The sequence below is a fragment of the Fulvimarina thalattae genome, assembly GCF_040239565.1.
In the GTDB taxonomy this organism is placed as follows: Bacteria; Pseudomonadota; Alphaproteobacteria; order Rhizobiales; family Rhizobiaceae; genus Fulvimarina.
This window is the reverse complement of record NZ_JBEHWS010000005.1, coordinates 15,970-40,315: the sequence shown is the minus strand read 5'-3', so window position 1 is coordinate 40,315 and position 24,346 is coordinate 15,970. Positions and strand designations below refer to the sequence as shown.

Genomic DNA, 24,346 nt, shown 5'->3' with positions numbered 1-24,346 from the left:
AGTGGTCGGCCTCGCCTATTACGAGGATCAAGGCGCCCGAGAGCCGCTTGGAGAATCGGACCATGCGGCTCCGAAAGGGACCGGGTGATATGCCTTCCCTGAGTATCCGCTATCGTAGCGATACTCTCATGGCGAAGATTCTCACCGTGGGTATGAAGCAAGACCGGCAACCAGACCAATTCCTGGACCGGGCTTGCCGGGACGCCTGTGCTCGCATACGCTCAGGAACGATGACGAATTGGGAGGCTCGTCGTTGATCGCATTGGCATTCATCTCCCCGAACCGTCCGTAGTCGCCGCAAGAATGTACCTTGCCACGATTGCGAACGCTTGGGATTTTGGAAGCGGATGCGGCCACTTGCCTAAAAGATCTGGTTCGTTCGTTCTTGAACCCAAGGGAGGATCCAAGTTCATGACAGAGACCAAGACGAAATCCGTCGATCGGCGTTCGTTCCTCAAGAAAGGTGTGATCGGCGGCTCGGCTGTCGCTGCATCGTCGCTTGCGGCTCCGGCCGTGCTCGCGCAGGCTCCGCTGACCATCAGAATGCAGACGTCCTGGCCGGCTTCCGACATCTGGCAGACCATGGCCCAGCAATATGCCGATCGCGTCGAAGCGATGTCGGGCGGACGCCTTGCGGTGGACGTGCTGCCGGCTGGTGCCGTCGTGGCGGCCTTTCAGGTCATCGACGCCGTCTCGGATGGCGTTCTCGACGCCGCTCACTCGGTTTCGGCTTATTGGTACGGCAAGAACAAAGCCGCCTCGCTGTTCGGCACGGGACCGGTCTTCGGCGGCAATCCCACGACCATGCTCGCCTGGTTCTACGAAGGGGGCGGCCGCGAATTCTACCGCGAGCTCACTCAGGACAATATGGGCCTCAACGTCATCGGTATGCTCGGCATGCCCATGCCGCCACAGCCCTTCGGCTGGTTCACCGAGCCGGTGAGCAGTGTCGAGGATGTCAACGGTCTGAAGTACCGGACGGTCGGCCTCGCTGCCGATCTGATGCAGTCCATGGGCATGAGCGTCACCCAGCTTCCGGGCGGTGAAATCGTTCCGGCCATGGAGCGCGGCGTCATCGACGCATTCGAGTTCAACAACCCGTCGTCTGACCGTCGCTTCGGCGCCCAGGACGTCGCCAAGAACTACTATCTCGGCTCCTACCACCAGGCGTCGGAAGCGTTCGAGTTCCTCTTCAACCGCGACTTCATGGACGATCTCGACGACGACCTCCGGGCGATCGTCGAATACGCGGTCGAGGCTTCGGCGACGAAGAACACGACCTTCGCGCTGGACAACTATTCGGCCGACCTCGTGAAGCTTCGCGACGAAGATGGCGTGAACATTCAGGAGACCCCGCCGGAAATTCTCGAGCAGCAGCTCGAGGCGTGGTCGACGATGATCACCGAGCTCGAAAAAGATCCGTTCATGAAGAAGGTGCTGGACAGCCAACGCTCCTTCGTCGAGCGCGTCAGCTATTACGAGCTGGTGAACACGCCAAGCTACCGGGCGGCCTACGAGCACTTCTTCCCGGGCAAGCTTCCTGAGAAGGCCTGATAGCCTCGCATAAACTTTACACCCGGCGGGATTTAGCTCGCCGGGTGTATACCGACGGGGGACCGGACGACTTTCATGACAGCATTCATTCGTTTCGCGGACGCGCTCTCGGCAGCGTTCGGCAAGGCCTTCGCTTGGCTCATCATCCTCATGACGTTCGGCACGAGCTACGAAGTTTTCGTCCGCTACGCTCTGAACGCTCCGACGCCCTGGGCCTACGACCTCTCCTACATCATGTACGGAACGCTGTTCATGATGGGCGGTGCCTACACGCTTTCACGCGGCGGCCATGTGAGAGGCGACTTCCTCTACCGGCTCTGGAGCCCACGAGGCCAAGCCTCCATCGATTTGGTTCTTTACTTCATCTTCTTCTTTCCCGGCGTGATCGCGCTGATCATCGCGGGCTGGAAGTATGCCGAACGGGCATGGCGCTACGGCGAAGTCAGCGTGTTCAGCCCGGCGGGCATCCCAGTCTATCAGTTCAAGGCAGTGATCGTCGCCGCGGGAGTTCTGCTCTTGATTCAGGGCATCGCGGAAGTTTGCCGCGCGATCAAATGCATTCGTGATGGATACTGGACTACGGCCGAAGAAGACGTCCAGGAAACCGAAGACAGCCTCATGAACGAGGCGACGAAGGCCGAGAAAGACCCGCATCCATGACTGAACCGCAAATCGCACTGATGATGTTGGGCCTCTTCATCATCCTGGTGTTTCTTGGCTTTCCGATCGCCTTTACGCTGATGGCGATGGGCATCGGGTTCGGTTACTACGCCTATTTCGAAGGCCCGCGCATGTGGCGCAGCTTCAACCGCCTCGATGAGACTGCGACTACCTGGGACAGTTGGTCGACCTGGATAGAGGGGTTCTTGAATAACCGCGTCTTCGACCTCTTCGTGAACCAGACATACACAGTGATGGCGAACGAGGTTTTGACCGCCGTGCCGCTGTTCCTGTTCATGGGCTACATCGTCGAGCGTGCTAATATCGTCGACCGGCTGTTCAACACGCTCAACATCGCTTCAAAGAACGTGCCCGGCTCGATGGGCGTCGCAGCTCTCATCACCTGCGCGCTCTTCGCGACGGCGACCGGCATCGTCGGCGCGGTCGTGACGCTCATGGGCCTTCTTGCGCTGCCTGCGATGCTGAACGCCCGTTACGACTCGTCATTCGCGTCGGGCATTATTTGCGCAGGTGGCACCCTGGGCATTCTCATTCCTCCGTCGATCATGCTGATCGTCTATGCTGCGGCTTCCGGCGTCTCGATCGTCCAGCTCTATGCCGGCGCCATGATCCCCGGTCTCATACTCGTTGCACTCTACATCACATACGTGATTGGGCGGTCCATTCTGCAGCCATCGGTCGCTCCGCGACCGACCAAAGAGGAGGTGCCGGACGTGCCGATGGGCAAGCTCATCGTCATGATCCTGACTTCGTTCCTGCCGCTGGCCTTCCTGATCCTAGCCGTCCTCGGCTCGATCCTGGGAGGCTACGCGACGCCGACCGAAGCGGCTGCGATCGGCGCTCTCGGCGGACTTATCCTCGCCATCGGCTACCGGGCGCTGACGTTCCAGCGTCTGCGGGAATCGGTCTACCTGACCGTCCGCACGACGGCGATGGTCTGCTGGCTGTTCGTTGGCTCCTATGTGTTTTCAGCCGTCTTCTCTTATCTCGGAGGCGAGCAGCTGATCTCGAACTTCGTCGAGAGCCTCGACATCACGCCGCTGCAGTTCCTGATCCTCGCTCAGCTGATCATTTTCTTCCTAGGCTGGCCGCTGGAATGGTCTGAGATCATCATCATTTTCGTGCCGATCTTCCTGCCGCTTCTGGCGATCTTCGACATCGACCCGCTGTTCTTCGGTGTCCTCGTTGCTTTGAACCTCCAGACTTCGTTCCTGACGCCGCCCATGGCGATGTCGGCCTACTACCTGAAAGGCATTGCGCCGCCGCAGGTGAAGCTTACGCACATCTTCGCCGGCATCCTGCCCTTCCTGGCGATGGTGTTTATCGCGATGGCGGTCGTCTACATCGTTCCGCAGTCGGTCTTCTATCTGCCGGAGTATTTCTATGGCCGATAGGAGAAGCGGCGTCGGGGGCGCTTCATGAGCCGCATGCCTGAGCCACTTGATCTGCCCGTCGGCGTTCTACGCGAGCGGCTCGTCACGGGCGCGGCACGGTGCCATCAGGTCTGTGAGAATGTCCTGAAGCGCATCGAGCGGGCCGAAGGCGCCCGCGATGCTCTTGCCTGGATCGACGACGCCCATGCGAGGCGTATCGCCGAGAGCCGTGATGCATTTCGTGGACGTGGCAAACCGCTCGGCGCGCTGCACGGACTGCCGGTTCTCCTCGACGACGCGTGCGATATGGAGCGCGTTCCATCGAAGCGCGGGTTTGAAGCGCTCGACGCCGCGCTCGGCGAACGGGACTCAGCGATTGCGGCGCTGCTGCGTTCGGCGGGTTCACTCCTTTTCGCAAAATCCGCTATTCCAGCGCTTCGCGTCGGTGAGCCTGTTTCCGGGGCTGCAACCCTACTCGCCAAGAGATGTTTTCCGCTTGCCGCCACGGTCGAGGCCCGTGGCGAATCCTTGCGGGCCGCCGCACTCTCCAGCCTCTTCGCCTACCGTCCGAGTGCCGGCTTGATCCCGCAATCCGGCCTGTTCAGGCTCGCGCCGAGCCTCGATGGCGTCACGATGATGGCGTCAGACCTGGAAGGGCTCTTGCTCCTTGCTGACGCGCTGGCCGGGCACGATACATCCGATCCGGCGAGCGAGCCGAAGCCGCATCCACAGCTGGCGTCGTCGCTGAAGTCGTCTCCGCCCGTTGCGCCGACCATCGGTTTCATTTCAGATGACCGCGAGACCGCCAGAGCGCCACTCGACGAGTTGATCGACGTGTTGGGTCGCGAAGCGTTTCAGACGCCTTTGCCCAATCTCTTTGCCGAGGCGGCACCTCAGTCGGAGCGGATATTTGCGGTGGAGGCTGCCAAGTCGCTGGCGGTCTATCGCCGGCGTTATCCCGACGCCGCGCCCGAGACGCTGAAAAAGGTCGTCGAAGACGGCCAGGCAATTTCAGCGGTCGATTACCTTCGCGCGCTCGATTGGCGTCCTGTCCTGAAATCCGGTCTCAACGAGATCCTCTCCCGATGCGATGTTGTCGCCGCGATCGGACCGATCGAGACTGAAACAACCGCTTCTCTGAACGAAACGCTTTTGGCTTTCCTCGGCCTTCCTGTCCTGACGCTTCCGTTGCTGGAAACGCCGGATGGAGCGCCGCTTGGATTGACGCTGGCTGCAAGGCAAGGCGAGGATGCACGACTGATGCGAACGGCCGGCTGGATTGTGAAACGACTCGAAGGGCAAGACGTCTGATGCTCGAGAAACTGCTGTCCCTTATCGCCTTCGTCATTCTCTGCGTGTTCCTCGGCATCCTTATCTGGAATGTGCCCCGGATCGATCTGGCCGTCGTGCTCGGCTTTACGATTGTGCTGACAGCCTACGACCTCTTCGTCCACAAGCCGCACTGACGCAGGGGCAGGCTACGCCCGTGTCAAGATCGTGCTATGATCTGCTCTCGCAACAGAGGGCATAGCAAATGCTTGCGCCGAAAGACGATCGGATGAGCGCCGAGGACTTCGTCGAATGGGCGACGCATCAGAAGTCTCGGTATGAGCTTCTTGATGGCGTGCCGATCGAGATGATGACCGGCGCGAAAATGGCGCACAATATCGTCGTCGGTAATCTGAGCGATGCTCTTCGAGCTGCATCGAAAGGGCATGGCTGCAGCACGATGACGAGTGACATGGGCGTCATTTGCCGCGAGTATCAGGTTCGCTACCCTGATGTGGTCGTTGATTGTTCTCCTGTCGACCCAGATACGTTGGCAGCTAGGAACCCAGTGATTCTCGTTGAGGTTCTTTCCAAGAGCACGTCGCAGATCGACCTCACCAACAAGCTGGACGAATATAGATCTATTCCTTCAGTGGAGATGATCGTGTTCGTCGATCCGGACTTCGTCAGTGTGAAAGTCTACCGCCGTGCCAGCCCGGAGAACTGGTTGCCGGAAATGTATGTCGAGCTTTCGCAGAAGATTGCTTTTCCCGTCATCGGTGCAACCGTGGCGCTGAGCGCGATCTACGACACGCTGTCGCCGCGCCCGTTCTCGGAGGCTTCAACGGCTCATCCGAGGGCTTGAGCCAATCGCGGCTGCCTCCCAATCTATCAGCCCTTCACCTCGTCATAGGCCGACAGCGCCCGATCCCGTGCCTCCGAATGGTCGACGAGTGGCTCTGGATAGGTTTCGCCGAGCTTTACCCCCGCCTTTTCCAGAACCTCCTTACCGGCTTTCCATGGCGCATGAATGTGCTTGTCCGGCATATCCTTCAGTTCGGGCACGAACTGACGAATATAGGCGCCTTTCTTGTCGAACCGCTCGCTCTGGGTGATCGGATTGAAGATGCGGAAGAAGGGTTGGGCGTCGGCCCCGGCGCCGCCGATCCACTGCCACTGCGCGGTGTTGGAGGCGATGTCGCCGTCGACCAGCGTATCCCAGAACCAGCGCTCGCCGTCGCGCCAGTCGATGAGGAGATCTTTCGTCAGAAAGGAGCCGACGATCATGCGCACCCGGTTGTGCATCCACCCCGTCTGCCACAGCTGGCGCATGCCGGCATCGACGATCGGATACCCGGTCAGCCCCTTCTGCCAGGCTTTCAGATCCTTCTTCGACGAGCGCCATGGGAATTTGTCGAAGCGGTCATTGAAGTTTTCGGTGGCGAGCGCTCCGAAATGGAAAAGGAGGTGATAGTTGAAATCGCGCCAGATCAGCTCCTGCAGAAAGGTCTTGATTGCCTCTTCCGGCACTGTCTTGCGCCGGCTCGCATAGGCCTGCGCCGTATGCCAGAGGCGGTAGGGCGAGATTTCGCCCCATCTCAGATAGGGCGACATGCGTGAGGTGTCGTCGGCGAAGGGGCGTTCCCGGCCCTGATGATAGTCGGGGAGAAGTTCGTCGCAGAAGGTCTCGAATCGCTCGTTCGCGGCCTTTTCGCCCGGCGTCCAGAAATTGGCGATGTCTCCGGACCAGTCCGGCTTGGTCGGCAGGAGATCCCAGTCCTTCAAGTCGTCCGACTTGGGAAAGGAGTCCGGCTGTTTGAGGCCCTTGGGTGCATCGATCGGATCGCGCGGTCCGCTCTCCGAGACCTTGCGCCAGAATGGCGTATAGACCTTGTAATAGCCGCCGGTGGTCGTCTCGACATTTTCCGGATCGTGCAGAAGGTTGGCCGTGAAGCGCTCGACGGAGACGTCGTCGCCGACCGCCTCTTCAATCGCGTCGTCCACAGCCCGCGAGGCCTTGTCGTAGCGCCGATTGAAGAAGAGGGCGGTCGCGCCGGTTTCTTCGATCACGTCGAGCACGTGATCCTTCGCCTTGCCGCGCCTAAGCGTCAGCTTGGAGCCTTTGCCGCGCAATGAAGTGGCGAAACTCTCCAGCGAATGGTGCAGCCACCATTTGTGCGCACCACCGAGTTCGCGGATAGCGTCCGATTCTTCGTCGAGCACGACAAGAGGAACGATCGGCCGGTCGGTTTCGGCCGCAAGTGCCAATGCCGGATTGTCGTCGAGCCTCAGATCATCCCGCAACCAGACAACGATCGGCCCACTTTCCTGATCGGCTGTTTCACTGTTCGGGGTTCGGGTGCGCGCCATTCCGTTTCCGTCCGTCTCAGGTTCAATATCGCCGCACTATCTGTAACGCTCGGCATGAGTTGGAAGCGGGATGCGGACGGAATGCCGCAAGTTGAACCGACGCGAATCGATACGCTGCTGACATGCAAAAACGGAGATAAAAGCGCGCCGCCCGAGAACTGAACCCGCAATTCGGGTGGCCGACGCAATCTTCGAAGAGAAAACGCTTTCCGGTATTCTGGCGAATTGATTGAAGGGACTGGTGGGCGGTGAGAGACTCGAACTCCCGACATCCTCGGTGTAAACGAGGCGCTCTACCAACTGAGCTAACCGCCCTGATCGTATCAGAGCCGCTTCTCTATTCCCTTCTCACGGTTCGTTCAAGGCCATGATTCAGCTCGGCGTCCCAATTTTGAGGGTATGCTGACGCCTTTGGTTGGGATGGGGGCAATCGACGTGAATTATGCTCCCTAGGGCTAGGTTCGATTCGTTCGCGAAGATGACCCGAGCGCTCTTCGTCGGAGTTGTCAGATGGCCTGGCGAACAACGGATTCAGTGGCCTGTCCGGCATACGATTCAGCTCCGAAGATTGTTTCTCCAAGCCCGCTTGACTTGAATCAGGTGAGCCCGTAAATGACCGCCATCGCTGCTTCGGGCGGCGAGAAAAACGCGGGTGTAGCTCAGTTGGTTAGAGTGCCGGCCTGTCACGCCGGAGGTCGCGGGTTCGAGCCCCGTCACTCGCGCCATTTCCTTTGAGGATCAGTCGATGATCTCTGGAAATGGCGCTTCGGATTAATCTCTTCGAAAATCGTCGTGTTTGGCATCGCACACTGAGGCGGATGCTCCGCTTTTCGCCTGCCAGCGCGTCCTTCTGACAATGCCGCAACTGCTTGCGCCTTTACTGCCAAGGAGCTAGGTGTGGCGAGACTGGCCTGCGTGGCTTCGGTCTGAATTGCCGGCACCTAAATGGGTCGGCAGGTAAAGACACCGAAGTCCGAACGTGGGCAATTTCTCTGGACACCGAAATTCTCTGACGTGTCCAACCGTCGACGAGCGAGGGCCTATCTTTTCGATGGAAGAGCTTCTGACTTCATATCTGCCGATCGTGATCTTCGTCGGCATCTGTCTGGTGATCGGGCTCGCCTTGCTGGCTGCGCCCTTCCTACTCGCCTACAAATCTCCGGACGACGAAAAGCTGTCCGCCTATGAGTGCGGTTTCGACGCATTTGACGATTCGCGCATGAAGTTCGATGTGCGATTCTACCTGGTGTCGATCCTGTTCATTATCTTCGATCTCGAAGTCGCGTTCCTGTTTCCCTGGGCCGCGAGCTTTGGCGAAGTCGGCTGGTTCGGCCTTTGGTCGATGATGTTCTTCCTCGGCGTCCTCACCATCGGCTTCATCTACGAATGGAAGAAGGGAGCACTCGAATGGGAGTGATCCACGGAATGAACGACAAGCCGCTTTTTGCGCCGCAGACGGATGTCGCGAGCGCCGGTGCGCCGGGTTCGGTGACGGCTGCGCCTGACCCGTTCGTCACGGCGATCAATGACGAACTCGCCGATAAAGGCTTTCTCGTCACCTCGACCGACGATCTCATCCAGTGGGCGCGCAATGGCTCGCTGATGTGGATGACCTTCGGCCTCGCCTGCTGCGCGGTCGAAATGATGCAGATGTCGATGCCGCGCTATGACGCCGAGCGCTTCGGCTTTGCCCCGCGTGCTTCGCCGCGCCAGTCGGACGTAATGATCGTCGCGGGCACGCTGACCAACAAGATGGCGCCGGCCCTGCGCAAGGTCTACGACCAGATGCCCGAGCCGCGCTACGTGATCTCCATGGGCTCCTGCGCGAACGGTGGTGGCTATTACCACTATTCCTATTCAGTGGTTCGCGGCTGCGACCGCGTGATCCCCGTCGACATCTACGTACCCGGCTGCCCGCCGAGCGCAGAAGCGCTGCTTTACGGCGTGATGCTTCTTCAAAAGAAGATCCGCCGCACCGGAACGATCGAGCGCTGAGGAGACGCAAATGGCTCACGAGCAGATCAGCTCGGACGTTCGCGATGCGGTTCTCGAATCGCTCGAGGACCGGCTCGAGGATCACTTCTTCCGTTTCGGCGAACTGACCCTCGTCGTGACGCCGGAAAACGTCGTGAAGGTCATGTCGACCCTGCGCGACGATCCGAAGATGCAGTTCATCAATTTCGTCGATCTTTGCGGCGTCGACTTCCCCCAGCGGGAAAAGCGCTTCGAGGTCGTCTATCATCTCCTCTCGCCGCGTCAGAATTGCCGCATCCGCGTCAAGACGATGACGACCGAAGACGATCCGGTACCTTCGATCTCAGACGTTTTCCCTGCGGCCGACTGGTTCGAGCGCGAGGCGTACGACCTTTACGGTATCCTGTTCACCGGCCATCCGGACCTTCGGCGCATCCTCACCGATTACGGCTTCGAGGGCTATCCGCTGCGCAAGGATTTCCCGCTGACCGGTTTCGTCGAGGTTCGCTACGACGAAGAGCGCAAGCAGGTGATCTACGAGCCGGTCGATCTTCGCCAGGAGTTCCGCAACTTCGACTTTCTCTCGCCCTGGGAAGGCACTGAATACGTGCTGCCGGGAGACGAGAAGGCGCCGAACTGAGCGAGACGGCGATCATGGCCAAGAGACGACTCGATGCCCATTGTGTCTGCGGCGGTGTGAAGATTTCCGCCGAAGTCGATGCGCTCCATGTGGGAGTTTGCCACTGCGATATTTGCCGCCGTTGGTCTGCCGGACCTTACATGGCGATCGAGGGCGCAAGCGAGGTGACGATCGCCGGAACGGATCAACTCGGGATCTACGAATCTTCCGGATGGGGTGAGCGCGGTTTCTGCAAGAAATGCGGAACGGCCCTGTTCTTCCGCACGAAGGACGCCTCGATGTATGCTCTTTCGGCGATGGCCTGCACGGATATCGACGATGCCACGCTCACCGAAGAAATCTTCGTCGATTCCAAGCCCGGCTGGTACGATCTCGCAAACGATACGAAGAAGCTGACCGGCGTGGAATTCCTCGCGCAGTTCGCTTCCGACGAAGGATAAGCCCGATGGCTGAAATCGACGTCCGTAATTTCAATATCAATTTCGGACCGCAGCATCCTGCCGCGCACGGCGTGCTGCGACTCGTTCTGGAACTCGACGGCGAGATCGTCGAACGCGTCGACCCACATATCGGCCTGCTCCATCGCGGCACCGAGAAGCTGATCGAGCACAAGACCTATCTTCAGGCGATCCCCTATTTCGACCGGCTCGATTATGTTTCGCCGATGAACCAGGAGCACGCGTTCTGCCTTGCGATCGAGCGTCTGGCTGATGTCGATGTGCCCATACGCGGACAGCTGATTCGCGTGCTCTACTGCGAGATCGGCCGCATCCTGTCGCATCTTCTCAACGTGACGACCCAGGCCATGGACGTCGGCGCGCTCACGCCGCCGCTCTGGGGATTCGAAGAGCGCGAGAAACTGATGGTGTTCTACGAGCGCGCATCGGGCGCTCGTCTCCATTCCAGCTATTTCCGTCCCGGTGGCGTCCATCAGGACATCGAGCAGAAGCTCATCGACGATATCGGCGAGTGGTGCGATCCCTTCCTCAAGGTCTGCGACGATCTCGAAGGTCTCCTCACCGACAACCGCATCTTCAAGCAGCGCAATGTCGATATCGGCGTCGTCAATCTCGACGATGCCTGGGCGATGGGCTTTTCGGGGGTCATGGTGCGCGGCTCGGGCGCGGCTTGGGACCTGCGCAAATCGCAGCCCTACGAGTGCTACGATGAGATGGAATTCGATATTCCCATCGGCAAGAACGGCGATTGCTACGATCGCTACCTGATCCGCATGGTCGAGATGCGCGAATCGGTTCGCATCATGAAACAGTGCGTCGAGCGGCTCTCTGGCAAGGAAAAGATCGGCCCGGTCTCCGCGCCGATGGGTAAGGTTGTTCCGCCCAAGCGGCCGCAGATGAAGCGGTCGATGGAAGCGCTGATCCATCACTTCAAGCTCTACACCGAAGGCTTCCACCTGCCGGAAGGCGAGGTCTATGCCGCGGTCGAAGCGCCGAAGGGCGAATTCGGTGTCTATCTGGTCGCTGACGGGACGAACAAGCCGCACCGTTGCAAGATCAAGGCTCCGGGCTTCGCGCATCTTCAGGCGATGGACGTGATGTGCAAGGGTCACCTTCTGGCGGACGTCTCGGCCATCCTCGGCACGCTCGACATCGTGTTTGGTGAAGTCGACCGATAATACCGCGGGAGCATCCGGTCTCGCGCGGAACTCGTAAGGCTATCAAAGGCGCCGATCTTTTCCCACCAGCGTCGGAAAAGATCGGCGTTTCTGTGCCGGCTCAGTCATCCGGCACGGCTTGCCGACAGGGGCGGCGGGTGGCGTTTTCAGACCGATCCGTTCGTATCCGGTGACGGGCCGTCACCGATTGCTCGACTGTCATTGAAGTCCGGTTCACGCCATCTTGAGGGAAACGTCCAGAGGAGGGCTTTCCATGACACTCAAGCTGACCGGCTTTCATCACCTCACAGCCATCACTGCCAATGCGCCCCAGAATCTCAGTTTCTATCGTGATACGCTCGGCCTGCGCCTCGTCAAGAAGACGGTGAATCAGGACGATACCAGCGCCTATCACCTCTTCTATGCCGATGAAGAGGGCTCGGCCGGCACCGACATCACTTTCTTCGACTGGCCGGCCGCGCCGGAAAAACGTGGTAGCGGATCGGTGTGCCGGACTGGATTTCGCGTGCCGAGCGAAGATTCGATTACATACTGGCAAGAACGTCTTTCCGGCGCCGCCGTCGTCCTTACCGAGCCACGTGAGCTCGATGGCCGGACCGTCCTCGACTTCGAAGATCCCGAAGGTCAGCGTCTCAGGCTGATTGCCGACAGCAAGGGTCCGAAAGGCGCGCCTCGTCCAGCAAGCGGCATTCCCGCCGAGCATCAGATTCAAGGGCTCGGAACGATTTCGCTCTCAGTTGCCGAACTCGAGCCGACCGAGGTCGTTCTGACCCGCGTCATGAATATGGAGAAGGCACGCAGCTACGAAGATGATGGTCGTACGATCCATGTCTTCGTCATGAGCGGTGGTGGCTCGGAAACGGAACTTCACGTTGCAGTCGAGCCCGATCTGCCACCGGTTCGTCCGGGCAGGGGCGGTGTTCACCATGTCGCCTTCCGCACGCCCGATCGCGAAGGACTGACGGCCTGGACCGAGCGTCTGCGCGAGTTTCGGGTTCCGTCCAGTGGAGAGGTCGAGCGCTTCTATTTCCGCTCTCTCTACTTCAGGATCCCAGCGGGCGTTCTCTTCGAGATCGCGACAGACGGGCCCGGCTTCGATGCAGATGAGCCGATGGAAACCATGGGCGAAAGCCTCTCCCTCCCGCCCTTCCTCGAACCGCGTCGGGACGAGATTGAGGCAGGGTTGAAGCCGCTCGAAAACGCTTCCTGACCGAGGGAGGGCGATGAGAGATCAGTGATCGGGGGTCGGATCGATCCTCGTCATCTCTTTCATGATTGCCCAATCGGAGATCACCTGGCGCGAATAGGCCTCGGCGGTCTCTATCAAGGCGTCACCCGCCTCCTCGATCGCCGAAGCGAGCATCGTCTCGAACCGGATCGACCGGTGATCGGTTCGCGAGTGCGCGTGGGCAAGGGCCTTCGCGCACGCCTTGGCATACTGCTTCAGGCGCTTGCCCGGATCGTCTTCGTCGAGACAGATCTCCTCCGGGTCAAGGCTCACCGACGCGTGGTGGCGCGAGCGGATCAGCCAGTGTTCGGTGAACCATTCGGCATCGTCGAGCAGAAGATCGGGTTCGCGCTGCATCAGGCGCTGGACGGCCACCGTCAGATGGGCCGGGTCAAGATCGTTGCGTGGGTCGAGTTTCGGAAAGAAATGCAGCGGCGCTGATTGGCGCTGCTGTTTGATTTCGACCAGATGGCAGAGCGGAAGTTCCGATGTGGTCGAGGCACCGTGCGGCCCGATCAGAAGGTAATAGCGTTTGACGTTCAGCGATCCGGTGCCCTGGCCGATCCGCTCGACGACATCTAGAATCTCGTCACCCACGAATTTTCGGAAGTTTGCGCGAACCTCGGCCTCTTCGGTTTTGTTGAGCCGCTTCAGCCGGCCGGGCTTGTCGCGGAACTTCAGGTCGGCGCCATCGGCCACCACGGCCTTGCCGAGCTTCGACTTCGTCTCGAACTTCTTGCCGCCGATCGAGCGCTTCTCGGCCTTTTTCAGCGCCTTGCGCAGGACGTGGCCCTTCTTGAAATGGCTGAGCACCTTCCGCCGGTGGAGCGGGTTGTCCATGATCTTCACCAGCGTCTTGCGATAGGCTTTGAGAAAAGCCTTCACCGCAGCATGGGTCGCCTCCGCGTCGGGCGCCTGCAACCCTTCCAGATTGTCGAATTCCTCGGTCTCGTAGCGCCGATCGAGTATGCCCTGGGCGAGCTCGACCGAGAGATAGAGGCTGACGAGAAAGCGGCAGATATCCCAGCCCGCATGGCCCATGCAGGCGTCGTCGAAATCGTCCGGCGCGAAGATGATCAACCCACCGCCGGAGCCTTTTTCAGTGACGAAGCCGAAATTGGAGGCGTGGCAATCGCCCATGATGCCGGTCAACTTCACCGTCTCGGTGAAGGGGGCGGGGAGTGTCAGGAGGCCGCTTGCGAGGTCGTTGTAGAAGAGCTGTACCGAGCCCCGCAGAAAGCGATAGGGATTGGCTGACATCTTCGCATGCTTGTTCGACGGATCGTCGGGCGAGGGATAATCGCCGTCGATCCGCTTGATCTCGTCTGCGATCAGCTGCTTGCGATCAGGACTCTCGCCATCCATGGCTCATGCGCTCCGTTTCAAGGACGAACCTCATAGCAGTCATCTAGGTGGTCAGCGTCCGAGAACTACCGTCGTGCTTAGCCGCGATGGATTTCATGGCTCAGCTTTCTGAAGCTTTGGAACCGCCCGGAGTCCCGGAAATACCTCCTCGCCCGATACCGATCCGCTCATCATGGGGTAGCCAGCCAATGAAGCTTCGCTAAATTGCTAACGGAGCCGGGGCTTGGAGGTGAAGGCATCCGGCTGCAAACGAATACTATCGGGAGGAAATGACATGGGTCGAGTTGCTATCGTGACCGGCGGAACGCGGGGCATCGGCGCCGCGATCGCAAAAGCGCTGAAGGAAGCCGGCAATAAGGTCGCGGCGACCTATGGAGGTGACGACGAAAAGGCCAAGGCGTTCAAGGATGAGACCGGTATCGAGGTCTACAAGTGGAACGTCGGGTCCTACGAGGAATGCGTCGAAGGGATCAAGAAGGTCGAGGCCGAGCTCGGCCCGGTCGAAATCCTCGTCAACAATGCCGGCATCACGCGTGATGCGCCGTTTCATAAGATGAAACCGGAGCAGTGGCAGCAGGTGATCGACACCAATCTCAGCGGTGTCTTCAACATGACCCATCCGGTCTGGCCGGGCATGCGTGATCGCGGTTTCGGCCGCATCATCACGATTTCTTCGGTGAACGGTCAAAAGGGCCAGTTCGCGCAGGCGAATTATTCAGCCGCCAAAGCCGGCGATATCGGCTTTACCAAGGCGCTGGCTCAGGAGGGCGCGAAGAAGGGAATCACCGTCAATGTCGTCGCGCCGGGCTACATCAACACCCAGATGATGGCGACGATCCCGGAAAAGGTGATGAACGAGCAGATTCTGCCGCAGATCCCGGTCGGCCGTCTCGGTGAACCCGAGGAGATTGCGCGTTGCGTCGCTTTCCTCGCCTCGGACGACGCGGCCTTTATTACCGGATCGACCATCACCGCGAACGGTGGTCAGTATCTCGACTGATATCCGTTGATTTCTTCGGACATGAAAAAAGGGCAGCGCGGTGGTCGCGCTGCCCTTTTCAATTCAATGAAACGTCAGCTTATTCAGCCGACGATTTCGGTCTCGGAGAACCAGTACTTGATCTCCTCGGCGGCCGTCTCCGGAGAATCGGAGCCGTGGACGGAGTTTTCGCCGATCGACTGTGCATGCTCCTTGCGGATCGTGCCTTCGGCCGCGTCCGCCGGGTTGGTCGCGCCCATGATCTCGCGGTTGCGCGCGATCGCGTTTTCGCCCTGGAGGACCTGAACGACCGTCGGGCCGGAGGACATGAAGTCCACGAGCTCGCCGAAGAACGGACGCTCCTTGTGGACGGCATAGAATCCCTCGGCCTCGCGACGGCTCATCCAGACGCGCTTGGAGGCGATGACGGTGAGGCCGCCTTCTTCGAGCATTTTTGTAATAGCACCCGTCAGGTTGCGGCGGGTTGCGTCCGGCTTGATCATCGAAAAGGTGCGTTCGATCGCCATCGTTCATTCCTTGCTGCTTAGGGAGGGAAGTGGCCGGTCCTATATCGGGCCACTGCTTGCACGGCAAGGCTTTGCCGGTGCCGAGATGGTGATGTTCCTTTTCATTTGAGACAGACGCGTTCGCGCTGCGACGGGGCCCGAAGCCTCAACCTCTTCCAAAGCGAAGAGCGCGTGATATTCTTTCCCTAGGGACAGAGGCCCTTGAGCGCCTGCTCAAGCTGCAAGGAAATTTGTGGTTCCCATGAGAAATTCGATTCTGCGCATTACGAAGGCGGTCGTCTTCTTGACCTGTCTTGTTCCAGCGATGGCCGTCTCCCAAGAGAGTGATATCGAGGGGGCCAGCGACCATCCCGATGTCGGCCGTTATGAGGGCGCGGTGATCTATCACTATCAAAGCCGGGAATATGACGAGGTGCGCCTTCCCACCACTAGCGTGAAGTGGGCAGACCGCGAAAATCTCGACCTCTGGCAGGCCGAGCGAAGCGGCAAGGTCACTGGGATCGGCTACATGGGACCTGCCGGTCGCTCTCTGCTCGAAGTCATGCGTAACTACGAGTCGAAGCTTGAGGCCGATGGCTTCGAGATCGAATTCTTCTGCCGCGGCGGCGGGGAGTGCGGAGGCAACACCGCGCTCGACTTTTATAATGCAGGTCGCGGCAACGTTCCGATTTTCGATGTTCGATATACCACCGTTCACTACCTTCTTGCGGAAAAGGATGGACCAGACGGCCTCGTCAGCGTGGCGATCACCGGGATCGAACGCGAGGAGCGCGAAACAGGGCAGACCGTTCCGCAGTTCGCGGTGCGCGTGGTCGAGGGCCGCCCGATGGAGGCGGACAAGATCGAGGTATTCGAGGCGAGTGAAATCGAGCAGGCGCTCGAGAAGGACGGCAAGCTTGCGATCTATGGCATCTATTTCGATACCGGAAAGGCCGATCTGAAGCCAGAGTCGGAGGAACAGATCGCGCAACTGGGTGCCGCCCTGACAGACAATCCCGATCTCGACGTCATCATTGTCGGCCACACCGACAGCGAAGGCTCATTTGAATATAATCTCACGCTTTCGCAGAACCGCGCGCAGGCCGTGGTGGATGCGGTCGTCTCCGGCTACCAGGTCTCGGCGGAGAGATTGACGCCGGCCGGCGCCGGCATGGTGTCTCCCGTCGCGACCAATCGCACCGAAACGGGACGGGCACGCAATCGGCGCGTCGAGGTCGTGGAGAATTATCGGCCGGAGTGAATGCCGAGCGGTTGGACTGCTTGGCTTCGCCTGCTCAGCGATCCTTGGTCGAACGCTTCGAAGTGCCGGTGCCGTCTCACATCTTCGAAAAGGTGCATTCGTTCGCCAACGTTCAGTTCCTGCTGGTCAGGGAAGGAATTTGCGGGTTCCGTACCGGGCGCAATCCAGCCCGGCTGGCTTTGCAGACGCTGTTCCACGGCTCTGCGACCTGCTATTCAGCGCCTGCTTCAGCTGCCGGATTCCAAGAGTGCCGCAAGTGACCGACACAACCCAGTCCGAAACCACGCGAGCCGCTGCGCTTGCGCGCTATCACATTCTGGATACGCCCAGAGAGGAAGAGTTCGACGACCTCGCTCAGATCGCTTCTGAGGTCTGCGAGGTGCCGATCGCGCTCGTCAATTTTCTGGACGAGCATCGCGATTACTTCAAGGCTGAGGTCGGCGCAGGCTTTCGTGAGTCCCCATCTGAAATGTCGTTCTGTCGCCATGCGGTGCTCCAGGAGAAGCTCACCATAATACCCGATACGAGTGAGGATCCGCGATTTTGCAACAATCCTCTTGTCGTCGAAGATCCGAAGCTGCGCTTCTACGCGGGCGCAGCGATCAAGACGGCGGAGGGTGTTCCGATCGGAACGGTTTGCGTTTTCGACGTCAAGCCGAGAAACCTTGATGCGCATCAGAGCAGGACGCTGATGCTTTTGGCGCGGCAGGCGCGTACGCAGCTTGAATTGCGACGGTCACTGATCGAACGCGAGCAGGCCCTTTCGGACGCATTCAAGCTCGAGGAAAAGCACAGGCTTGCGATCAGGCGGCAGAGCGAGATCGCCCGCGAGATGTCGCATCGCATGAAGAATTCGCTCGCGATGGTGCAGGCGATCGTTTCCCAGACGCTTCGCCAATCGGACGATATCGGAACCTTGCAGGAGGCCATCACGACCCGCCTTTCGGCGCTCGCCCGGGCGCAGGAAGTCCTACTCGTAGAGGGATCGGACAACGTCGATATCCGCAATGCCGTCGAGACCGCGCTTGGACCGCATCGGCCAGGCGAGGGACGGTTCGATATTTCCGGGCCGCCGATCATGCTGGACGCGCAGGAAACCCTCGGCCTTTCGCTCGGGCTGCACGAACTGGCGACCAATGCCGCGAAATACGGGGCGCTTTCGAACGCACATGGCCGCATCGATGTTGCCTGGACACAGAACAAGGGGCGCTTCGAGTTCAGCTGGCGGGAGAAGGGTGGACCCGAAGTCGAGGCGCCAAAACGGTCGGGATTCGGTTCGAAGCTGATGCAACGGGTCGTCGCATCCTACTTTAACGGCAAGGCCTATCTCGACTTCGAACCCGCCGGCCTGGTCTTTCGGCTGAACAGCGAGAGAAAGCTGCCCGATTCGATGGCCTGACCGGAGCGAGGGGCGTTCGTCCTCAGCGATCCTCCTCGAATGCCTCGAAGTGTCGGCGCCCTCTCACGTCATCGAGAAGGCGCGGATCCAATTCGTCGACGCCGTGGAGCACGCTGATATCGCCTGTCGTTTCCATGATCACGGCCTTGACCGAGTCGAAGTCCGCGACATTGGCCTGACGTAGCTTGCCGAGGACGTCGTCTCGGGAAACGCGGCGCGAGTTCATCACGTCGTCGAAGAATTCGCCGTCCTTCATCAGAAGAACCGGTTCGTTCATCAGATAGCCGCTGATCCGGTTGCTGCGATCGCGGGGGGCCGCGATCAGCACCTGCAGTGCCATGAGAACGATGATCGCGAAACAGCCCTGTAGAAAGCTGCCCCACGATGAGACGGTCGCAACGGTCGCCAGAAGCGAGCCGGTCGCCAGCGTGATGACGAAGTCGAACGACGTCATCTTCGAAAAGGATCGGAGGCCCACAACCCGCACGACGATGATTACAAGGGCGAGGCCAAGAGAGGCCAGGATGGTGCCTTTGAGGATGCCGTCCAGGAGATCGGGCGAGACGAACATGGGCATTCTCCGGTGGGCGAGGGGGCTTCAAGGCGAATGAGATGATCGCTGCCTCTATCGGCCGGCGATGAGTGGCCCCGGATCGAAGATGTCCGAAGCCGTAGGCCTAATCAGGAAAGGGGCCTCAAGGTTTCCACGAATTCCGCCGGCTCGCCGATGGAGGCTTGAACGATCTCGCCTTCCCACATCACGCGTTTGCCACGGACCACCGTGCCGACAGGCCATCCGGTGACACGCTTGCCATCATATGGGGTCCATTGGGACTTCGAGCCGATCCAGTCATTCGTGATGGTGGTACGGCGGTTGAGATCGACCACGGTGAAGTCGGCATCGTAGCCGAGCGCAATCCGGCCCTTCTTTGCCAGGCCGAAGATGCGCTGAGGCCCGGCTGAGGTTAGATCCACAAAACGGTTGATGGAGAGACGCCCATTCGCGACGTGATCGAGCATGATGGGCACAAGGGTTTGGACGCCCGTCATACCCGAGGGCGATTCCGGATAGGCCTTTGCCTTCTCGTCGAGTGTATGGGGTGCGTGGTCCGAGCCGAGAACGTCGACGATGCCCGACTGGATGCCGCCCCAGATCGCTTCGCGGTGACGGGTTTCGCGGACCGGCGGGTTCATCTGGATTTTCGCGCCGAGCGTCGCGTAGTCGTCGGCGGTCAGTGTGAGATGATGCGGGGTCGCTTCGCAGGTCACGTTGCGCTTGCGGTTTGATAGATAAGCTATCTCCTCGCCCGTTGAAATGTGCAGGACATGAATCCGCGCGCCCGTCTCTTCGGCGATCGCGACCAGGCGATCCGTGCATTGCATCGCCGCATGGACGTCGCGCCAGACCGGGTGGGAGGAGGGGTCGTTGTCCACGCGCAGGCCCATGCGTTCGCGCAGGCGGTATTCATCCTCCGAGTGGAAGGCCGCGCGGCGGCGGGTGTTCTTGAGGATCGCGCGTACGCCCTCATCGTCCTCCACCAGCAGCTTGCCAGTCGACGAGCCCATGAAGACCTTGATACCGGCCGCGCCCGGGAGGCGTTCGAGTTCAGCGACGTCAGCGGCGTTTTCGTGCGTGCCGCCAACCCAGAAGGCGAAATCGCAATGCATCCGGTGCCGCCCGCGACGTACCTTGTCGGCAAGCGCTTCTTCGCTCGTCGTCAGCGGGTTCGTGTTCGGCATTTCGAAGACGCAGGTGACGCCACCGAGCACGGCGGCCATGGAACCACTCTCCAGATCTTCCTTGTGCTCGTTGCCCGGCTCGCGAAAATGCACCTGGCTGTCGATTACGCCCGGCAACACCGTCAGGCCGGTGCAGTCTATCACTTCGTCCGCTGTCGTCTCGTCCAGGCTTCCGATTGCGGCGATGCTGCCATCGAGCACTCCGATGTCGCGCGCGCCGATGCCGTCCTGATTGACGACGCTGCCGCCCTTCAAGATCACGTCGTAGATTGCAGTCATCGGTGAGTGCCCTCGCTTGTTTCCAGCCTGTGTCGGGGATACCTAGGTGCCAGTTCGCAAACAAGAACCGGCACCGAAGCCTGTTCGTGACTCGAAAGATTTGGGACGAACAATGCCCTTTGCTCAGCTCGAAGACAGAGCCGTCCTCCGCTTGAGCGGAAGCGATGCGGGAACGTTTCTCCAGAACCTCGTTACCGCCGAGATTGAGGCGATGCCGGACGGCGTCGCGCGGCCCTCCGCACTGCTCACGCCGCAGGGCAAGATCCTGTTTGATTTCCTCGTCTCGAAGACAGAGGATGGCTATCGCATCGAATGCGCGGCAGCGGTACGCGACGCGCTCACAAAACGCCTGACGCTCTACAAGCTCCGGGCGAAGGTCGCCGTGGAAGCTGCCGATGAGCTCGTATTCGCGGTCTGGAACGCCGACGAGACGCCGAATGGAGCGGTGAGAGACGAGCGGTTCGGGGGCGCGGAGGTTTATCGCGTCTATGACGCCGTGCAAGCTGGCATGGAGCCAATCGAGTCAGGGGCTTTTCGTGAGCTGCGCCTGCGCTCCGGCGTTGCCGAAGCCGAGACAGACTTTCCGCAGGCCGACATGTTCCCGCACGATGTTCTGCTCGACCAGAACGGCGGCGTCTCCTTTAAGAAAGGTTGCTATGTCGGGCAGGAGGTTGTCTCGCGCACGCAGCATCGCGGCACCGCCCGCCGACGCCTGATGCTCGCAAGTGGCGAGCGCCATCTCACGGAAGGCGCGAATGTGACAAGCGGAGAGGCCAAGATCGGCACGCTTCTCGCCGCAAGCGAGCGATTCGGCATCGCCATCGTGCGGACGGACAAACTGGCATCTGGCCTGACGAGTGGCGCTCCGCTCGCGATCGATGGCGTGCCGGTTGAGCTGACAATCCCGTCCTGGGCGGGCTATGCCCTGCCGATCGAAGCCGAAACCGGCGAGGCTTGAGGCGTGGCGTCTCGGCCTTCCGGCAAGCCGAGCCGCGTCTGGCAGCGTATGCTGTCGGGCCGCCGGCTCGATCTCCTCGATCCATCGCCGCTCGATATCGAAATCGCCGACATCGCCCATGGTCTCGCCCGTGTCGCTCGCTGGAATGGGCAGACGCTTGGCGATCATGCCTTTTCCGTGGCCCAGCATTCTCTCGTCGTCGAAGAGATCGTCGCGGCGCACCTATCGGAGCCCCGGTGGCGCCTGGCGGCGCTTCTCCACGATGCGCCGGAATACGTGATCGGCGACATGATCTCGCCCTTCAAGGCCGTTCTCGGGATCGACTACAAGGCGGTGGAGGCGCGCCTACAGGCGGCGATCCATATCCGCTTCGGTCTGCCGTCCGGACTTCCCTCTGCCGTCGAAAAGCAGATCAAGGCAGCCGACAAAGTCTCGGCCCGCGAAGAAGCAGTACGCCTTGCGGGCTTTTCCGTGAGCGAGGCCGACATGCTTTTCGGGCGCACGACTGTGAGCGAAGCGTTCGATGATCGTTTTTCGCCAGCTCCCGCAAAGGAGATGGAACTCGCTTTTCTCTCCCGCTTCGAAACCATCGACCAGAAGCTTCGCGCCGGGGGCGCGGAGACTAGGGCCAATCCACACAGCCGGGCTGGAGCCAATCTACCATGAGCTATCTCGTCGTTTCCTCGCTGGCCGAAATGGGCAACACCGTGGATACTCATGGCGCGAGCGATCTCGTGACGCTGATCAACGCGGACACGCCGGTCGCGCGGCCTGCGCATATACCCTCTGATCGTCACCTGTTTCTCGGCTTCAACGACATCGTCGAGCCAATGGATGGCATGACACCGCCGCAGGAAAGCCATGTGCACGATCTCATCGCGTTTGGCAGCCGGTGGAGCCGCGAGAAGCCCTTGGTCGTCCACTGCTTTGCCGGGATCAGCCGTTCGACAGCGGCTGCCTATATCCTCGCCATGTCGATCAACCCAGATCTCGATGAGGTCGCGCTTGCGAAGGAGCTGCGCGAACGTGCGCCGACCGCGACACCGAATGCGCGGCTCGTACGCTTTGCGGATGCGATCCTGAACCGCGACGGGCGCATGGTCGAGGCGATTCAGTCGATCGGGCGTGGTGCCGAGGCGTTTGCCGGAACCCCGTTCATGTTGCCGCTGAAACTTTGATCTCGCCCGGCGCCCGCACGCTCAGTCGCGTGGTTTGTAGACGTTGTCCTGTCCGGGGAACGCGCGGCTGCGAACATCCCGCGCGTAGCTTGCGACGGCTTCGTCGATCGCCGTTGCGATATCGCCGAAGCGTTTGACGAAACGCGGCACGCGCGGGGTCAGTCCGAGCATGTCCTCCAGGACGAGGACCTGTCCGTCACAGGCGCTCGAGGCGCCTATGCCGATCGTCGGGATCGAAAGCGCTTGCGTAATTTCGATGGCGAGCGGCTCCACCACACCTTCGACGACGACCGCAAACGCGCCCGCTTCCTCGACAGCCTTGGCATCGCCGACGATCTTCTTCCGGCTCGCTTCGTCATGGCCTTGGCTTCGAAAGCCGCCAAGGCTGTTCATCGCCTGCGGCGTGAGACCGATATGCGCGCAGACAGGAATGCCGCGCTCGGTAAGATGCCGGATCGTCGGTCCCATGGCGACGCCGCCTTCGAGTTTCACCGCACCACAGCCTGTTTCTGCCATGATACGTGCGGCGCTTTCATACGCCTTCTCCTTGCTCGCCTCGTATGAGCCAAAGGGCATATCGACGATTACCAGAGCCTCATCCGTGCTGCGCACGACGGATGCACCATGCATGATCATCATGTCGAGCGTCACGGAGAGCGTCGACGCCATACCGTGCTCGACCATGCCGAGGCTATCGCCGACGAGAACGAAATCCGCATGAGGGTCGACGAGACGCGCTGTCACGGCACTGTAGGCGGTCAAGCTTACGATGGGGTCGAGGCCCTTCATGGCTTTGATATCTGGCGCCGTCCGTCTCTTGGTTCTGACTTCGGCACTCATTACTGCTCCTTCCGCTCCGTTCTTCCCGTTGGGGGTAGCGCCTCGTGCTGATCGATCAAGAGCACAGGGCCGAATTGCGCGGTGACCAGAATGACAACCAGCTCCGCGCCGAAGCGTTCGATCGGCTCCAGAAGGCGCGCGGTGCGAATATCCAAAGATCGAAGTTCGGCGAGCGGCTCGGCTTTGATCATCGCCCGCATGGCTGAGAGAACCGCCTCCGGCTCGCTCTCCCCAGCTTCGATCATTTCGCCACCATGGTTCAGTGCTCGTGACAGGACGCTCGAAGCTGTCCGATGCTCCGGATCGAGGCGGCTGTTGCGCGAGGAGAGGGCGAGACCATCGGCCTCCCGAACGGTCGACACACCGACGATCTCGATCGGGAAAGAGAGATCGGAGACCATGCGGCCTATGATGGCTAGCTGCTGATAATCCTTGCGGCCGAAATAGGCGCGATCCGGCTGAACGATGTTGAAGAGTTTGCAGACGACCGTCGCGACCCCACGAAAATGGCCGGGCCGCACCGCGCCTATGAGATCGTTACCCAGCGGTTCTACGGCGACATGGGTCTGAAGCGGTTTGGGATACATCTCTTCCGCGCTCGGCAGGAAGACAACGTCGACACCCGCTTCACGGCAGAGTGCGAGGTCTGCGTCCAGCGTGCGAGGATAGCGTTCGAAGTCCTCGCTTTCGCCGAATTGAGTGGGGTTGATGAAAATCGAGACGACGACGGTGGCGTCGGATGTGCGAGCTTTATGGATCAAGGCTTCATGACCGGCGTGAAGCGCCCCCATCGTCGGAACAAGTCCGATGGAATCGTTACCTGCGCGGCTTCCCTTAAGAGCTGCCCGTAGGTCCTCTATATGCTCGCAAATCTTCACGGCTTGCCTGGCCTGCAGTTCCTCACCCGCCAGGTCTCTGCTCTCTCATGAGGGATTTGCGCCTAGGAGGCTTGATCGCTCATTCGGTTTGCCCGGCTTTGAGTGCCGTATAACCCATCGACACGGGAATTCCACCGCGCACTCAGAAATTGGTGGGGGCGAAAGTTTTGCGCGGCATAGAATGGGAGTTTTGCCGATATGCCCAAGGTTGGTGCCTTGCCGGACAGGTTGGTGTCTT

The 24,346-nt window shown here is 60.2% G+C and carries 26 protein-coding genes and 2 tRNA genes; 20 read left to right on the top strand and 8 right to left on the bottom strand.

Features of this window, described 5'->3' with window-relative positions; translation table 11 throughout:
* Window positions 1-411: 411 nt before the first annotated feature.
* The 6 genes from ABRA89_RS08150 to ABRA89_RS08125 all read left to right on the top strand — a co-directional run bounded on the left by ABRA89_RS08150 (window position 412) and on the right by ABRA89_RS08125 (window position 5,742).
* Complete coding sequence (locus ABRA89_RS08150) at window positions 412-1,554, top strand: TRAP transporter substrate-binding protein (RefSeq protein ID WP_349940964.1); 1,143 nt, start codon at window positions 412-414, stop codon at window positions 1,552-1,554.
* A 75-nt stretch (window positions 1,555-1,629) separates the two neighbouring features.
* The gene (locus ABRA89_RS08145) at window positions 1,630-2,214 is read left to right on the top strand and encodes a TRAP transporter small permease subunit (RefSeq protein WP_349940963.1); all 585 of its coding nucleotides are present in this window, start codon (window positions 1,630-1,632) and stop codon (window positions 2,212-2,214) included.
* On the top strand, window positions 2,211-3,629 hold the full coding sequence (locus tag ABRA89_RS08140) for a TRAP transporter large permease (RefSeq protein ID WP_349940962.1): 1,419 nt from the start codon (window positions 2,211-2,213) through the stop codon (window positions 3,627-3,629). The genes ABRA89_RS08145 and ABRA89_RS08140 overlap by 4 nt, the downstream gene beginning before the upstream one ends.
* A 24-nt stretch (window positions 3,630-3,653) precedes the next feature.
* Window positions 3,654-4,919, top strand: coding sequence for an amidase family protein (locus ABRA89_RS08135; RefSeq protein ID WP_349940961.1), 1,266 nt, complete (start codon window positions 3,654-3,656; stop codon window positions 4,917-4,919).
* The gene (locus tag ABRA89_RS08130; RefSeq protein ID WP_349940960.1) at window positions 4,919-5,074 is read left to right on the top strand and encodes a hypothetical protein; all 156 of its coding nucleotides are present in this window, start codon (window positions 4,919-4,921) and stop codon (window positions 5,072-5,074) included. Before ABRA89_RS08135 ends, ABRA89_RS08130 begins: the two co-directional genes overlap by 1 nt.
* Window positions 5,075-5,166: 92 nt before the next feature.
* The gene (locus ABRA89_RS08125) at window positions 5,167-5,742 is read left to right on the top strand and encodes a Uma2 family endonuclease (RefSeq protein WP_349940959.1); all 576 of its coding nucleotides are present in this window, start codon (window positions 5,167-5,169) and stop codon (window positions 5,740-5,742) included.
* A gap of 26 nt (window positions 5,743-5,768) precedes the next feature.
* On the opposite strand, the gene ABRA89_RS08120 is transcribed toward ABRA89_RS08125, so the two are convergent.
* Both ABRA89_RS08120 and ABRA89_RS08115 read right to left on the bottom strand, forming a co-directional pair.
* On the bottom strand, window positions 5,769-7,247 hold the full coding sequence (locus tag ABRA89_RS08120) for a cryptochrome/photolyase family protein (protein WP_349940958.1): 1,479 nt from the start codon (window positions 7,245-7,247) through the stop codon (window positions 5,769-5,771).
* 239 nt (window positions 7,248-7,486) lie between these two features.
* Window positions 7,487-7,562 (bottom strand) — tRNA-Val (locus ABRA89_RS08115).
* 333 nt (window positions 7,563-7,895) lie between these two features.
* On the opposite strand from ABRA89_RS08115, the gene ABRA89_RS08110 reads away from it, so the two are divergent.
* From ABRA89_RS08110 to ABRA89_RS08080, 7 genes are all read left to right on the top strand, one after another.
* Window positions 7,896-7,972: transfer RNA gene (locus tag ABRA89_RS08110), tRNA-Asp, on the top strand.
* 326 nt (window positions 7,973-8,298) lie between these two features.
* Window positions 8,299-8,664, top strand: coding sequence for an NADH-quinone oxidoreductase subunit A (locus tag ABRA89_RS08105; RefSeq protein ID WP_349940957.1), 366 nt, complete (start codon window positions 8,299-8,301; stop codon window positions 8,662-8,664).
* Window positions 8,655-9,242: a NuoB/complex I 20 kDa subunit family protein gene (locus ABRA89_RS08100; protein ID WP_349940956.1), complete on the top strand. Its 588-nt coding sequence runs from the start codon at window positions 8,655-8,657 to the stop codon at window positions 9,240-9,242. Before ABRA89_RS08105 ends, ABRA89_RS08100 begins: the two co-directional genes overlap by 10 nt.
* A gap of 10 nt (window positions 9,243-9,252) precedes the next feature.
* Window positions 9,253-9,861, top strand: coding sequence for an NADH-quinone oxidoreductase subunit C (locus tag ABRA89_RS08095; RefSeq protein ID WP_349940955.1), 609 nt, complete (start codon window positions 9,253-9,255; stop codon window positions 9,859-9,861).
* Between the two features lie 14 nt (window positions 9,862-9,875).
* Entirely contained in the window at window positions 9,876-10,301 is a 426-nt protein-coding gene (locus tag ABRA89_RS08090) for a GFA family protein (RefSeq protein ID WP_349940954.1), read from the top strand.
* A gap of 5 nt (window positions 10,302-10,306) precedes the next feature.
* The gene (locus ABRA89_RS08085) at window positions 10,307-11,497 is read left to right on the top strand and encodes an NADH-quinone oxidoreductase subunit D (protein ID WP_349940953.1); all 1,191 of its coding nucleotides are present in this window, start codon (window positions 10,307-10,309) and stop codon (window positions 11,495-11,497) included.
* A 253-nt stretch (window positions 11,498-11,750) separates the two neighbouring features.
* Window positions 11,751-12,707: a ring-cleaving dioxygenase gene (locus ABRA89_RS08080; protein ID WP_349940952.1), complete on the top strand. Its 957-nt coding sequence runs from the start codon at window positions 11,751-11,753 to the stop codon at window positions 12,705-12,707.
* Between the two features lie 21 nt (window positions 12,708-12,728).
* On the opposite strand, the gene ABRA89_RS08075 is transcribed toward ABRA89_RS08080, so the two are convergent.
* Complete coding sequence (locus ABRA89_RS08075) at window positions 12,729-14,090, bottom strand: DUF2252 family protein (protein WP_349940951.1); 1,362 nt, start codon at window positions 14,088-14,090, stop codon at window positions 12,729-12,731.
* A gap of 274 nt (window positions 14,091-14,364) precedes the next feature.
* Between ABRA89_RS08075 and phbB the strand changes: the two genes are divergently transcribed.
* Window positions 14,365-15,090 (top strand): acetoacetyl-CoA reductase, encoded by a 726-nt coding sequence (gene phbB, locus ABRA89_RS08070; protein ID WP_349940950.1) that lies wholly within the window; start codon window positions 14,365-14,367, stop codon window positions 15,088-15,090.
* An 83-nt stretch (window positions 15,091-15,173) separates the two neighbouring features.
* Here phbB and ndk read toward each other — a convergent pair whose 3' ends face one another.
* Window positions 15,174-15,596, bottom strand: a complete 423-nt coding sequence (ndk, locus tag ABRA89_RS08065) for a nucleoside-diphosphate kinase (RefSeq protein ID WP_349940949.1) — start codon at window positions 15,594-15,596, stop codon at window positions 15,174-15,176.
* A gap of 241 nt (window positions 15,597-15,837) precedes the next feature.
* Between ndk and ABRA89_RS08060 the strand changes: the two genes are divergently transcribed.
* From ABRA89_RS08060 to ABRA89_RS08050, 3 genes are read left to right on the top strand one after another with little or no spacing between them, the layout of a single operon-like run.
* Entirely contained in the window at window positions 15,838-16,836 is a 999-nt protein-coding gene (locus ABRA89_RS08060; protein ID WP_349940948.1) for an OmpA family protein, read from the top strand.
* A gap of 44 nt (window positions 16,837-16,880) precedes the next feature.
* A complete protein-coding gene (locus ABRA89_RS08055; RefSeq protein WP_349940947.1) occupies window positions 16,881-17,096 on the top strand; it encodes a hypothetical protein in 216 nt (71 codons plus the stop codon).
* Complete coding sequence (locus tag ABRA89_RS08050) at window positions 17,093-18,235, top strand: HWE histidine kinase domain-containing protein (RefSeq protein ID WP_349940946.1); 1,143 nt, start codon at window positions 17,093-17,095, stop codon at window positions 18,233-18,235. The genes ABRA89_RS08055 and ABRA89_RS08050 overlap by 4 nt, the downstream gene beginning before the upstream one ends.
* A gap of 22 nt (window positions 18,236-18,257) precedes the next feature.
* On the opposite strand, the gene ABRA89_RS08045 is transcribed toward ABRA89_RS08050, so the two are convergent.
* Window positions 18,258-18,806 (bottom strand): DUF421 domain-containing protein, encoded by a 549-nt coding sequence (locus tag ABRA89_RS08045; protein ID WP_349940945.1) that lies wholly within the window; start codon window positions 18,804-18,806, stop codon window positions 18,258-18,260.
* A gap of 110 nt (window positions 18,807-18,916) precedes the next feature.
* Entirely contained in the window at window positions 18,917-20,254 is a 1,338-nt protein-coding gene (locus ABRA89_RS08040) for a dihydroorotase (RefSeq protein ID WP_349940944.1), read from the bottom strand.
* A 112-nt stretch (window positions 20,255-20,366) separates the two neighbouring features.
* Between ABRA89_RS08040 and ygfZ the strand changes: the two genes are divergently transcribed.
* From ygfZ to ABRA89_RS08025, 3 genes are read left to right on the top strand one after another with little or no spacing between them, the layout of a single operon-like run.
* The gene (gene ygfZ / locus ABRA89_RS08035) at window positions 20,367-21,212 is read left to right on the top strand and encodes a CAF17-like 4Fe-4S cluster assembly/insertion protein YgfZ (RefSeq protein ID WP_349940943.1); all 846 of its coding nucleotides are present in this window, start codon (window positions 20,367-20,369) and stop codon (window positions 21,210-21,212) included.
* A 48-nt stretch (window positions 21,213-21,260) separates the two neighbouring features.
* A complete protein-coding gene (locus tag ABRA89_RS08030; protein WP_349941208.1) occupies window positions 21,261-21,878 on the top strand; it encodes an HD family hydrolase in 618 nt (205 codons plus the stop codon).
* Window positions 21,875-22,390: a tyrosine phosphatase family protein gene (locus tag ABRA89_RS08025; protein ID WP_349940942.1), complete on the top strand. Its 516-nt coding sequence runs from the start codon at window positions 21,875-21,877 to the stop codon at window positions 22,388-22,390. The genes ABRA89_RS08030 and ABRA89_RS08025 overlap by 4 nt, the downstream gene beginning before the upstream one ends.
* A 21-nt stretch (window positions 22,391-22,411) precedes the next feature.
* On the opposite strand, the gene panB is transcribed toward ABRA89_RS08025, so the two are convergent.
* Complete coding sequence (gene panB, locus ABRA89_RS08020) at window positions 22,412-23,230, bottom strand: 3-methyl-2-oxobutanoate hydroxymethyltransferase (RefSeq protein ID WP_349940941.1); 819 nt, start codon at window positions 23,228-23,230, stop codon at window positions 22,412-22,414.
* Window positions 23,230-24,108: a pantoate--beta-alanine ligase gene (panC, locus tag ABRA89_RS08015; protein ID WP_349940940.1), complete on the bottom strand. Its 879-nt coding sequence runs from the start codon at window positions 24,106-24,108 to the stop codon at window positions 23,230-23,232. Before panC ends, panB begins: the two co-directional genes overlap by 1 nt.
* Between the last annotated feature and the right edge of the window lie 238 nt (window positions 24,109-24,346).